Annotated in this window: 13 protein-coding genes and 1 pseudogene; 5 read left to right on the top strand and 9 right to left on the bottom strand. The window is 68.2% G+C overall.

Translation table 11 applies throughout. The features are described from left to right. Positions 1-433, top strand: a pseudogene (locus tag Q0996_RS20335) (hypothetical protein); the annotation flags it as partial. On the opposite strand, the gene Q0996_RS20330 reads toward Q0996_RS20335, so the two are convergent. The 5 genes from Q0996_RS20330 to Q0996_RS20310 form a co-directional block, all read right to left on the bottom strand. Continuing rightward, positions 415-1011, bottom strand: coding sequence for a DoxX family protein (locus Q0996_RS20330; protein ID WP_299624107.1), 597 nt, complete (start codon positions 1009-1011; stop codon positions 415-417). The pseudogene Q0996_RS20335 and the gene Q0996_RS20330 overlap by 19 nt on opposite strands. Further along, complete coding sequence (locus tag Q0996_RS20325) at positions 1008-1808, bottom strand: DUF2063 domain-containing protein (protein ID WP_299624104.1); 801 nt, start codon at positions 1806-1808, stop codon at positions 1008-1010. Before Q0996_RS20325 ends, Q0996_RS20330 begins: the two co-directional genes overlap by 4 nt. Continuing rightward, entirely contained in the window at positions 1792-2691 is a 900-nt protein-coding gene (locus Q0996_RS20320; protein ID WP_299624101.1) for a DUF692 domain-containing protein, read from the bottom strand. The genes Q0996_RS20325 and Q0996_RS20320 overlap by 17 nt, the downstream gene beginning before the upstream one ends. Before the next feature lie 142 nt (positions 2692-2833). Next, entirely contained in the window at positions 2834-3166 is a 333-nt protein-coding gene (locus Q0996_RS20315; RefSeq protein WP_299624098.1) for a DUF2282 domain-containing protein, read from the bottom strand. Between the two features lie 100 nt (positions 3167-3266). Continuing rightward, complete coding sequence (locus Q0996_RS20310) at positions 3267-3809, bottom strand: YHS domain-containing (seleno)protein (protein WP_299624095.1); 543 nt, start codon at positions 3807-3809, stop codon at positions 3267-3269. 332 nt (positions 3810-4141) lie between these two features. On the opposite strand from Q0996_RS20310, the gene Q0996_RS20305 reads away from it, so the two are divergent. After that, positions 4142-4618, top strand: coding sequence for a GNAT family N-acetyltransferase (locus Q0996_RS20305; protein WP_299624092.1), 477 nt, complete (start codon positions 4142-4144; stop codon positions 4616-4618). A 148-nt stretch (positions 4619-4766) separates the two neighbouring features. Here Q0996_RS20305 and Q0996_RS20300 read toward each other — a convergent pair whose 3' ends face one another. After that, a complete protein-coding gene (locus tag Q0996_RS20300; RefSeq protein ID WP_299624089.1) occupies positions 4767-5399 on the bottom strand; it encodes a gamma-glutamylcyclotransferase in 633 nt (210 codons plus the stop codon). A gap of 156 nt (positions 5400-5555) precedes the next feature. Between Q0996_RS20300 and Q0996_RS20295 the strand changes: the two genes are divergently transcribed. Then, entirely contained in the window at positions 5556-6605 is a 1050-nt protein-coding gene (locus Q0996_RS20295) for a DUF2125 domain-containing protein (RefSeq protein WP_299624086.1), read from the top strand. Here the strand turns inward: Q0996_RS20295 and Q0996_RS20290 are convergent. From Q0996_RS20290 to Q0996_RS20280, 3 genes are read right to left on the bottom strand one after another with little or no spacing between them, the layout of a single operon-like run. After that, entirely contained in the window at positions 6538-7521 is a 984-nt protein-coding gene (locus Q0996_RS20290) for a prephenate/arogenate dehydrogenase family protein (RefSeq protein ID WP_299624083.1), read from the bottom strand. The two genes, Q0996_RS20295 and Q0996_RS20290, sit on opposite strands and share 68 nt — an antisense overlap. After that, positions 7518-8612, bottom strand: coding sequence for a histidinol-phosphate transaminase (hisC, locus tag Q0996_RS20285; RefSeq protein ID WP_299624080.1), 1095 nt, complete (start codon positions 8610-8612; stop codon positions 7518-7520). Before hisC ends, Q0996_RS20290 begins: the two co-directional genes overlap by 4 nt. After that, on the bottom strand, positions 8609-9535 hold the full coding sequence (locus Q0996_RS20280; protein WP_299624077.1) for a chorismate mutase: 927 nt from the start codon (positions 9533-9535) through the stop codon (positions 8609-8611). The genes hisC and Q0996_RS20280 overlap by 4 nt, the downstream gene beginning before the upstream one ends. Positions 9536-9835: 300 nt before the next feature. Here Q0996_RS20280 and Q0996_RS20275 point away from each other — a divergent pair, with 300 nt between their 5' ends. Both Q0996_RS20275 and Q0996_RS20270 read left to right on the top strand, forming a co-directional pair. Further along, positions 9836-10954: a homoserine O-acetyltransferase gene (locus tag Q0996_RS20275; RefSeq protein WP_322096768.1), complete on the top strand. Its 1119-nt coding sequence runs from the start codon at positions 9836-9838 to the stop codon at positions 10952-10954. 46 nt (positions 10955-11000) lie between these two features. Beyond that, the coding region (locus Q0996_RS20270) for a methionine biosynthesis protein MetW (RefSeq protein WP_322096767.1) at positions 11001-11443 on the top strand (443 nt) is incomplete at its 3' end.

Raw genomic sequence — 11443 nt, 5'->3', positions numbered from 1 at the left:
CATCCTGCAGGAGACCGGCGCTGCCGAGCCGCGCCGGCGCCCCTTCGAGATCTTCATCAACTCCAAGAACATGGAGCACTATGCCTGGACCCTGGCGCTAACCCGCATGATCTCAGCCGTGTTCCGCCGCGGCGGCGACGTGTCCTTCGTGGTCGAGGAACTGAAGGCGGTTTTCGATCCGCGTGGCGGCGCCTGGATGGAGGGGCGCTACGTACCCTCCCTGCTTGCCGCCATCGGCGGCGTCATCGAACGCCACATGATCGAGATCGGCTTCCTGGCGGGCCCGGCCCTGGGCCTGGAGCAGCCTCAGGAAGCCGTGGTCAACCTGCAGGGCAGCCGCCTCGGCCAGTGTCCGAAGTGCGGCAGTGCCGCGCTGATCCGTCAGGAAGGCTGCGACCTCTGCACCAACTGCGGCTATTCCAAGTGTAGCTGAGCGGCGGTCGTCGGGCGCCGGCCCAGGGCCCTACGCCCGAGCAGCGCGTCCAGCGACAGGGCGCCGGCGCCGCGCACCGCCAGATAGACCAGCAGGAAGACCCAGAGCGCGCGCTGGTCGAGGATGGCGGCGCTGGGCAGGCGGTCGAACCAGACCCCGATGGTTGCCGCGTCGACGCCGTGGAAGGCGATGTCGACATACGACTGCACGACGATGAAGCCGATCATGCCGAGGGCCGCCAGGCGGGTGAACAGCCCCAGCACGATGAGCACCGGCAGCACGAACTCGGCGTAGGTGCCGGCGAAGACGATCAGGTCGTAGGGAAAGAACGGCACCTGGGAGGCATCGTAGCCATAGGCCTCGACCACCGAGGGCAGGATCTGGAAGTAGGCGTTGTCGCCGATGCTGAAGAAGCCGAGAAGGCCATCTCCCACCTTGGTGGCGGCGGAATGCAGGTAGTAGACCGCCAGCACCGCGGCGAAGACCAGCCGCGCGCCGAGGCCGAGGAACCAGCCGTCCAGCTTCGCCTCGATGAAGCCGAAAACCCGGCCATGAAGTGCAGTGACGTGGGAGATCATGGTTCGTCTGTCCTTGTTGAACTGTCCGGTCCCGATTGCCGCAGCGCCGTGACGGCGCCGATCTGAAAAAGCCCCTGCAGGTGTTCCGCAAGCGCGAAAGCGGTGTCTTGCTGCGATGCCCGCTCGGCGGCCTCGGCCAGGGTCGCGCCCGTCATCAGCGCCTCCATGAAGCCATAGCCGCCGGGCGGCAGCAGACGCAGGTCGACGTCCAGCGCCGGTCGGATCACCGCGGCCTCCTGGGCGACGGACATGTCCACGGCCTCGGCGTTGCCCTGGCCGCTGCTCGCCGCCCAGATCGAAACCACCGGCCAGCGCGAACGGACCAGCCTTAGGGAGGGATGCAGCACAAAGCGCAGGCCGCCCAGTGCGGCCTCCGGGATTTCCGCCAGCCGGGAAATCTCAAGCACCGGCGCATCGGCGGCGTGATAGGCGTGCAGGCGCGCCCACTCCAACCGGGCCACGTCGCTCAGATAGGGCACCTCCTGCGCCGGCGGAAAGCCGTCGAGGAAGTCGCCGAACCCCTGGCCGTAAAGCAAGAGTACCGGAGAGCGCGGCGGCTCCTGCGCCACATAGGCCTTGGCCGCCGCCTTGAAGAAGTCGTCGCCGACCAGTCGCTGGACCACGGGGAAGGCGGCCTGCAGCGCCTCGGTCAGGCTGACGGCGACGTTGTTGCGGTAGACGTCGAAGCCCCGCGCCCGCGGACCTTCGCTGCCGACAACGACAGCCGCCGGGACCCGCCGTGCCGGATCGCGCAGCGCCGCGGCGAAGGCGCCCTGAAGGTCAGCGAGCGACGGCATGAGTTTCCGGAGGCTGGAATTGCGACCCTGCAGGCGCGCGCACCTCATGATCGCCGATGATCCACTCCGCGGCGCGGGCTTCCGCGTAGAGCGTCTCCCAGGCGGGCAGATCGTTGTCCCATTCGATGAGGGTCGGGCGCAGGCCGCCACGGTCCAGAACCCGGGCGTAGAGCCGCCAGACCTGATGATCCACCGCCCGGTCGTGGGCGTCGATCAGCAGGCTGTTGCCCTCTTCATCGCTTTCGCGGGCATGGCCACCGAGATGGATCTCGCCCACCGCATCCAGGGGAAAGGCGTCGATATAGGCCTCCGGCGCATAGCCCTGGTTGGTGGCGGAGACCAGCACGTTGTTCACGTCCAAGAGCAGACCACAGCCGCTGCGTTGCACCACCGCGGTCAGAAACGCGATCTCGCTCATCGAACTCTCGGCGAAGGTGACATAGGTGGAGGGGTTTTCCAGCAGCACCTGGCGGCCCAGCACCTCCTGCATGCGGTCCAGGTGATCGCAGACCCGCTCCAGCGTCTCCTCCGTATAGGGCAGGGGCAGCAGGTCGTTGTAGTAGACATCGCCGTGGCTGGACCAGGCGAGGTGTTCGCTCACCAGCCCCGGCTCGTAGCGTTCGGCAAGCGCCTTGAGGCGCGCCAGATGCGCCTCGTCGAGGGGCGCCGCGCCGCCGATGGAAAGGCCGACGCCGTGCAGGGACAGCGGATAGCCGCCGCGAATCTTCGTGAGATAGTGATGCGGCGGGCCGCCCGCGCCCATGTAGTTCTCGGCATGCACCTCGAACCAGCCGAGGTCGGGCCTGCCCTCAAGCACTGCCTCGTAGTGCTGGGGCTTCAGGCCGACGCCCGCGCGGGGCGGAATTGCCGAAGGGTTCGCCATGCTACCCGAATCCGTTGTCATGACTCTGAGATCATAAAGTCGGAACGCCGGTCCGATCGCATCTTTGCACGACCGGACCGGCGCTCTCGTTCAAACCGCCCTGTTCAACCCGCCGCCATGATGCCGCTGGCGGGCCGCCCCATCAGGCCTGGGGCAGGTCGCGGTCGATTGCTTCCAGGGAGCCTTTGCGGTCGCCCGGCAGCTCATACTCCGCCGTCGATTCCTCGACGCCGTATTTCAGGCAATCGCCGGCAGGCACCAGCGTCCAGGCATTGCCCTGATAGTCGACCGTGGAGGTTCCGGCGCAGGTGGTGCCGGGGCCCGCGGCGCAGTCGTTCTGTCCGGCGAGGGAAATGCCATAGCACTTCTCCTTCGCCTGAGCGGCAGCCGGGGTCACATTGGCGGTGGCCGAAACGGCCAGGGCTACAGCCCCGGCGATCATCGCCGCCGATACCATCTTTCCTTTTTCAGCCATGAACTCTCTACTCCTCTTGAACGGCTTTGGTCATTCTTCCGGATCCACAGGTCCCGGACTTTAACACATGTCCGATGACCGGACGGTTGTGATCCGGGACTTATCCTTCGATGGGTGCCGGACCGGAGTAGGTTCCGTCATTATCGTTGATGGCTTTCCAGCTCTTGGTTGAAGCCGGCAGCGACTCCTTCGTCGACCAGGTGCCGTCGGCCTTGCTCAGGTTGCCGGGGATGTCGCTCTCCCAGAAACCCACCACCGTCGGGGTGATGTTCAGATAGAGCTTGCCGTCGACGATCCGCCAGAGGTTGGGGTTCGCCGGAACCTTGCCGCCCTGGGCCAGGCCATAGGCGCAGTGGCCGTCGTACTGCGGGGCATACTTCGCCGGGTTGGCCACGAACTTGTCGCGGTTCGCCTCAGAGGAGAAGGCCCAGGTCGCGCCGTTATACTCCGCGGTGATGCCGGCCTTGCCGGGCACCGCCTGGGGCTGCTGACTGCCCACGGCATTCTGCTTGAGATCGAAATAGGCCACCGCGTCGTAGCCGCTGATCGCGTAGCCGGTCTCGTCGACGTACTGCTCGCCGGCCTGGGCCGCACCAAAGGTCAGCACCGACAGAGCCGATGCCAGTAGAAGCTTGCGCATCATGGGAGAGAACCTCGCATCTCCGGTTGAAGGGAACAGGCGGTTGCCTGATGCGCTAGAAGTATTAACGCCCCCCACCCACGATCAATTCACGACACTACACTAAGATGTGACGACACCAAGATGTGACGGCGGCCAGCGGACCGCGGTCGGGCACCCCGAAAGCCCCAAAACCCTACCGCTTTGTTGCCGCCGAAAGGTGCCATCTGCGGTTTAGATTGTGGAAAGACTTGTGGGTCACAATCGCCTAGCATGGCGCTGGCCCGGTGCCGCCGGGGCGGCTCCGAAGCCCAGAAATCCAGGCATCCAGAGCCAGAGACACAGAGACCGAGCCCTTGGCCAAACCCGCCCCAAACCAGGACGTCAAACCCGCCGTCAAGATCCGCCGCGCCACCGAGGCGGACTGGCCACGCATCATGGAGGTGCTGGAAGGCGCCAACTTCCACCACATCGGCGGGCCGGAAATGCCCAGCTTTCCGCTGAGCGACTGTTTCGTCGCCGATCTGGAGGGCGTGGTGATCGGCGTCGGCGGCTACCGCATCCTCGACGAGACCACCGCCAAGACCACCCTGCTGGCGGTCGACCCCGCCTACCGCGGGCGCAACGTCGGCGGCGCCCTGCATCAGACCCGCCAGGACTTTCTGCGCGACCAGGGGATCAAGGAACTCTACACCAATGCCGACGACGAGCGGGTGGTCGAGTGGTACCTGCGCTTCTTCGGCTACCAGCGCACCGGCAAGGTGATTCCCAAGGTCGCGTCCTTCGGCCGCGACGACAAAGACGAGTGGATCAATCTGGTCGCCAAGCTTTAGCCTCCCGTCGAAGGCACAGCTTCCACGATTGACCTCGTGCTTCGAGACACCGGCTTCGCCGGTTCCTCAGCATGAGGTCAATCTCCTCCGCCTCTTACCTTATCCTGAGGAGGCCTGAAAGGCCGTCTCGAAGGATGAGGCAAGCCGGCTACCGCTTCGCCTTCCGGCCCTTTGCCTCTTTCAGCAGCCGCTCCAGGGCGCGGTCGCGCACGCCCAGCGCCTGCAGGTGGTGCACCGTGTTCTCCAGGTATTCGATGCAGGGCCCGCGGTTGCCGCGGCCCTGGAGGATCAGGTCGACGACGCGGTCGTGGCTGAGGGCGCCGGCGTACTGGCGGTGCTCGCGGTCGACCACGAAGGTGATGGCGGAGACCGGCCCCTGATCGGTCTTGGCCTGCCGCCAGGAAGGCCGGTAGACGCCGGTGATCATCTCGCGCTCATAGAGATAGTCCAGCGCCACCTCCCCCTCGCCACTCGGCACCCGAAACACCAGGCCGCGGCAGGAGCCGCCGCGGTCGAGCCCCAGGACCAGCCCGGGCACCTGCGGGGTCCCCCGGTAGACATGGGAGAACACGCAGAAGCAGCGGTGAAAGCCGGTGAGCCGGGCGAGGCGCACCTCGACATGGGGAAACCCGGGGTGCCATATGAGGGAGCCGTAGCCGAAGACCCAGAAATCCTCCCCCGGCGGCGGCGTGAGGCGCCGGGCCGCCAGTTCCTCGGCGGAGATCGGGTCTGGTTCCGCGAGGTCCGGCCACTCGTCCTCATTCATCTCCCTTTTTGCCATCTCTGCTCCTGAGCTTAAGGCCTCGCGGCTGATCCCTATAGCATCAGATCGCCCCTGCCCTCTCAAGCGCCCTTAGCCGGCCCGTGGAGAGAAGCGATTCAAAGCCCGGCTCAAAGCGCCTATCATGGCCGCCCCAGCAAGACAGCCTGTTCGCCCATGCCCCGTTACCGCCTCGCCGTCGCCCTCTTCGCCACCCTCGGCCTGCTGTCCCTGGCCGTGGTCGGGTACTGGTTCTGGGCCGCCGATGCGCTGGCCGAAGGCATCGCCCGCTGGCGCGCCGAGCAAGCCGAGCGCGGCTACGAGATCGTCTACCAGGGCCCGCAGATGAGCGGGTTCCCCTTCGCCCTGGCGGTCACCTTCGGCGAACCGCGGGTGACCAGCCCCCACGGCCTCACCTGGCGGGGGCCGCCGGTCTCCGGCGAAGCCAGGCTCTGGGACCCCTTCACCATCGACCTGCGGTTTCCCGGCCTGCACCGCGTTACCCTGGCCCCGGACTTAGCTCAGGACCTAAGCCGCGGCAACGTCGGGGCGCGGGCGGCCGACATCCTGGTCGACGAAGCCGAAGGCCGGGTGGTGCTGGCCCTCGACGGTCAGGTGAAAAGCGCCCGGGTCGAACTCGGCGCTCTCAAAATGACGGGCGACGGGCTGGAGCCCCTGACCCTGGACCGCCTCACCGCGCGCCTGGGGCCGCTGCGCAGCAACGGCGGCAACGGCCTGGAGGAGCTCGACCTGATCGCCGAGGCGCTGGCGCTGCAACTGCCGGAAGGCCGGGGCGGACCGCTGGGGGATTCCGTCGCCCGCCTGTCCTTCGATTCCACGGTCATCGGCGGCATTCCCCGGGGCAAGCCGGCGGAAGCCCTGCCGCTGTGGCGCGATGCCGGCGGGTTCTGGCAGTTCCGCCGCCTCGCCGCCAACTGGGGGCCGCTGGACCTGCAGGCGGCGGGGCGCCTGGCCCTGGACCAGACCCTGCGGCCGGCCGGGCAGTTCGACACCCGGCTGAAGGGCGCGGAGCGGATCATCGACCGGCTGAGCGAAGACGGCGAGATCAAGCCGGAGGCGGCGCTGGCCGCGCGGCTGGCGGTCGCCGCCCTGGGCCGGCGCGAGGCCAACTCTGATGCCACGGTGCTGGAAGCGCCGATTACTCTGCGGGACGGCCTGCTGTATCTGGGACCGGTCCCCTTGCTCCCGATCGCTCCGGTTCTCTAGGATCGAAGGAGCCGGCCTGATGCGCCTCGATGACGCCGCTGCGGATCTCCCGGGTGCGGCGGAACAGGCCCTCGAGGGTTTCGCCCTCGCCCCAGCGGATGGCCCGCTGCAGGGCGGTCAGGTCCTCGGAAAAGCGCTGCAGCATCTCCAGCACCGACTCGCGATTGTGCAGGAAGACATCGCGCCACATGATCGGGTCGGAGCCGGCGATGCGGGTGAAGTCGCGGAAGCCGCCGGCGGAGAACTTCACCACCTCCGCCCGCTCGCTCTCCTCCAGGTCGGTGGCCGTGCCGACGATGGTATAGGCGATGAGGTGAGGCAGGTGGGAGGTGATGGCCAGCACCTTGTCGTGGTGGGCCGCGTCCATGACCTCCACGGTCGATCCCAGGGATTCCCAGAAACCCTTGAGCTTCTCCACCGCCTCCTCGTGGGTGCCCGGCGGCGGCGTCAGGATGCACCAGCGCTGCTCGAAGAGGTCGGCGAAGCCGGCCTCCGGCCCGGAGAACTCGGTGCCGGCGATGGGATGGCCGGGGATGAAGTGCACGCCCGCCGGCAGGTAGGGCCCGATGTCGCGGATCACCGCCTGCTTGACGGAGCCGACGTCGGTGACGATGGCGCCCTCGGCGAAGCGCTCCGCCACCGCCTCGGCCAGCGGCGCATTGGCGCCGACGGGCGCGCAGAAGATCACCAGGTCGGCATCGGCAACGGCATCGCCCGGCGCCTCGTGGAGGGAATCGGCAAAGCCGAGGGCGGCGATCTTGTCGCGGGTCTCCTGGCGCCGCGAATAGGCCGCGACATGTCCCGCCAGGCCGCGGCTGCGCATGCCCCAGGCCAGCGACGAGCCGATGAGGCCGGCGCCCAGAAGGGCGACCCGCCGGAACGGCGGCACGGTCTCGATCTCGCCGGCCGCGGTCACGCCACCGACTCCTTCAGGGCCTCGGCCAGAGCCTCAGCCGTGATCCGCATTTCCTCCTCGGTGCCCACGGTGGCCCGCAGGCAGTTGGCAAGGCCATAGGCCGCCACGCCGCGCAGCAGCACGCCCCGGCGCTTCAGCGCAGCCAGCGCGCTTTCCGCCTGGGACTGGCCGCCGGGAAAGCGCAGCAGCACGAAGTTGCCGACGCCGGGCAGGGGTTCGACCCCGGCGGCCTGGGCCGCCTCGGCGAACCAGCCGCGCCACTGATTGTTGTGCTCGACGGAGCGGGCGATGTGGGTGCGGTCGCCGATGGCGGCGATCCCGGCGGCCTGGGCCGCCTGGCTGACGTTGAAGGGGCCGCGCACCCGGTTCAACACGTCGATCACCGCCGGCGGCGCATAGGCCCAGCCGAGGCGCAGGGCGGCCAGGGCGTGGATCTTGGAGAAGGTGCGCAGCATGACCACGTTGTCGGCCTCTTCCACCAGGCCGGCAGCTTGCGGATAGTCGGGCGCGGTCACGTATTCGGCATAGGCGGCATCGATGACCAGCAGCACCGAGGGCGGCAGCCCGGCGTGCAGGCGCCTGAGGGCGGCCTCGGAGATATAGCTGCCGGTCGGGTTGTTCGGGTTGGCCAGGAACAGGATGCGGGTTTTCTCGGTGACCCGGGCCAGGAGCGCATCGACGTCGGCGGTCAGCGCGGTCTCAGGGGCGGCCACCAGCGCCGCGCCGGCGGTGCGGGCGGAGATGCCGTACATCAGAAAGGCATGGGCGCTGGTCAGCACCTCGTCCCCCGGCCCGGCATAGGCGCGTACCAGCAGGGCGATCAGCTCGTCGGATCCGGCCCCGCAGACGATCTGCTCCGCCGGCAGCCCCTCGGCCGCGGCAATGGCCTGGCGCAGCCCCAGGGCGCCGCCATCGGGATAGCGGTGCAGGGCGTCCTTCTCGGCTTCATAGGCCGCCACCGCCTTCGGGCTGGGCCCAAGCGCGTTCTCATTGGAGGCCAGACGGATGACCCGGTTCGCCCCCTCGGCCTTGGACTCGCCGCCCACATAGGGCGCGACATCGAGGATGCCGGGACGGGGCTGCGGGCTCATGACACGCGGGCCGTGGAGGCGTCCGTCCCGGCGGCATCGTCCGCGCCTGCCTCGGGGCTCTCCGGCTGGCCCGCGCCCTCTGTCACGACCGCCAGATCCTCCGCCGAAAGCGGAACGGCGAAGCTCCCCACCGCCCAGGCATGGCCGACCTGCGAGGCCTCGGCCACCAGCGCGCCGACCCGGCCATCGTCGCTGGCCAGAAAGCCCTCAACCTCCACCAGGTGCAGGGTGCGCTCCGGCCCGTCGGCCCAGGCCTGGGTGTTGCGCACCTCAAAGCCGGCATCGGACAACAGGGTCTTGAGGGCGCCGCGGGACATCGCCTCGGTCAGCTCGACAATCAGATAGCCGAGGTCCTGGCCGCTTTCCTCGGGCTCCGCCAGGGAGATCACCACCGCCTCGGGACCGCTGCGCCGGCCACCGTCCAGGGCCGCGAAAGGCAGGCGGGCGATCACCTTGGGCGAGGCCTTGCCGCTGCGCGCCAGCTTCGGCCACCAGGGTGTGCCGCGGTCGGATTCCGGCAGCGGCAGGATGCCGATGTTGGCCTTGCCGTCGCTGACCGCGCGCAGGACACCCATTTCCGAGCCGTAGCCGGTGATCGGGGTCAGCGAGCCGAAGTGATCGCGGGCCAGCAGAGACAGATCGCTGCCGTCCTCCGGGGCGAAGGCAGCAGCGGCGAAGGGTCCCTGAAGACGGGTAAAGACCGAGATGATCTCGCGCCAGATGCGGCAGATGACGGGCTTGGGAAAGGGTCCGCGATGGCGCCCTACCAGGCGGCGCAGCACCCGCGCCTCGCGGCCCGGGCGCATGATCACCGCATTGGTGCCCTTGGCCACGGCGATCTGTTGCGCCAGCTCCGTGCGGCGCATGAGCTGGTCGTGGATGGCATTGTCGATTTCGTCGATCTGGCGACGCAAATCGTCCAAAGAGGGCGGGTTTTCTGACATTTGCCCCTGAATGCTCCCGGCAAGGCGGTGCTACTGATAGTCGCTAGGTAGGTTAAAATCAAAGGAAACCTTGCGCCGGCCATCCCCCCATGAAAGGTTGACAGCTGCCGCCGCTGCTCCCTAGCTAGGGGGCCCTGCTGCGGACCCGGGAGCGGCGCATTTGGCGTGCCTTCGCCCCGGGCGGCAGGCAGGGTCGATGGATCAAGGGACGAAGGGTTTGTGAGCGATCAACCGGAAATCGCGGCCGCACCGGCGAACGACAGGACGCCTGAGCTCGGCCTGACCGCGGAATTCGGCCGCGATGCGCCGCTGATGCTCGATTCCGGCGTGGAGCTGGGCCCCTTCACCCTGGCCTATCAGACCTACGGCAGCCTCAATGCCGACAAGTCCAACGCCATCCTGGTCTGTCACGCCCTGACCGGCGACCAGTTCATGGCCGGCACCCATCCCGTGACCGGCAAGCCCGGCTGGTGGAGCCTGATGGTCGGGCCGGGCCTGGCGCTCGACACCAATCGCTACTTCATCATCTGCGTCAACGTGCTGGGCGGCTGCATGGGCACCACCGGGCCCAAGTCCATCAACCCGGAGACCGGCGATCCCTGGGCGCTGGACTTTCCCGTGATCACCATCGCCGACATGGTGCGCGCCCAGAAGCTGCTCATCGACCACCTGGGCATCGACAAGCTGTTCTGCGTGACCGGCGGCTCCATGGGCGGCATGCAGGTGCTGGAGTGGGCGGCCAACTATCCGGACAAGGTCTTCGCCGCGGTGCCCATCGCCACCGCCGCCCGTCACACCGCCCAGAACATCGCCTTCCACGAGGTCGGCCGCCAGGCGATCATGGCGGACCTCGACTGGTGCGGCGGCCGCTATATCGTCGAGGGCCGCAACCCGGACCGTGGCCTGGCGGTGGCGCGGATGACGGCGCACATCACCTATCTCTCGGAGCCCGCCCTGCACCGCAAGTTCGGCCGCCGGCTGCAGGCCCGCAAGACCCTCACCTTCGGCTTCGACGCCGACTTCCAGGTGGAAAGCTACCTGCGCCACCAGGGCGCCAGTTTCGTGCAGCGCTTCGACGCCAACTCCTATCTCTACATCACCCGGGCGATGGACTACTTCGACCTGGCCTCGGAGTTCGGCGGCAAGCTGGCCAATGCCTTCCATGACACGCCGGTGCGCTTCTGCGTGGTCTCCTTCTCCGGCGACTGGCTGTTCCCGACCTCGGAGAACCGCGACATCGTCCACGCCCTGAACGCCGTCGCCGCGGACGTCAGCTTCGTCGAGATCGAGAGCGATGCCGGCCACGACGCCTTTCTGCTGGACGAGCCGGAGTTTCGCGATACCCTCGTCGGCTTCCTCAACGGCTGCGCCGAGCACCGCGGCCTGCAGTTCGCCTGAACCGACGACCGAACCGACCACCGAACCGGCGATGACCGACGCCCCGATGACCGACTCCCTACCCCTGCCTGCCCTCGACGCGGCCGCCGCAAAGACCCCTGGGCTGCGCAGCGACCTGGCGATGATCGCCGAGATGGTGGAGCCGGGCGCGCGGGTGCTCGACATCGGCTGCAGCGACGGCGCGCTGCTGGACCATCTGGCCCGCGCGCGTCAGGTGGCCGGCCGCGGCATGGAGCTCTCCCAGCGCAACGTGAACGCCTGCGTGGCCCGCGGCCTCTCGGTGATCCAGGGCGACGCCGATACCGATCTGGTGGAATACCCCAGCGAGGCCTTCGACTACGCCATCCTCAGCCTCACCCTGCAGGCGACGCGGGACCCGCGCCAGGTGCTGGAGCAGATGGTGCGCATCGCCCGCCACGCCATCGTCTCCTTCCCCAACTTCGGCCACTGGCGGGTGCGCCTGCACCTGCTGTTCCAGGGCCGCATGAA

This window comes from Pelagibius sp., assembly GCF_028289705.1.
Lineage (GTDB): Bacteria > Pseudomonadota > Alphaproteobacteria > Kiloniellales > Kiloniellaceae > Pelagibius.
Note: the sequence above shows the minus strand (reverse complement) of the source record. Positions and strands in the feature narration are given on the sequence as shown.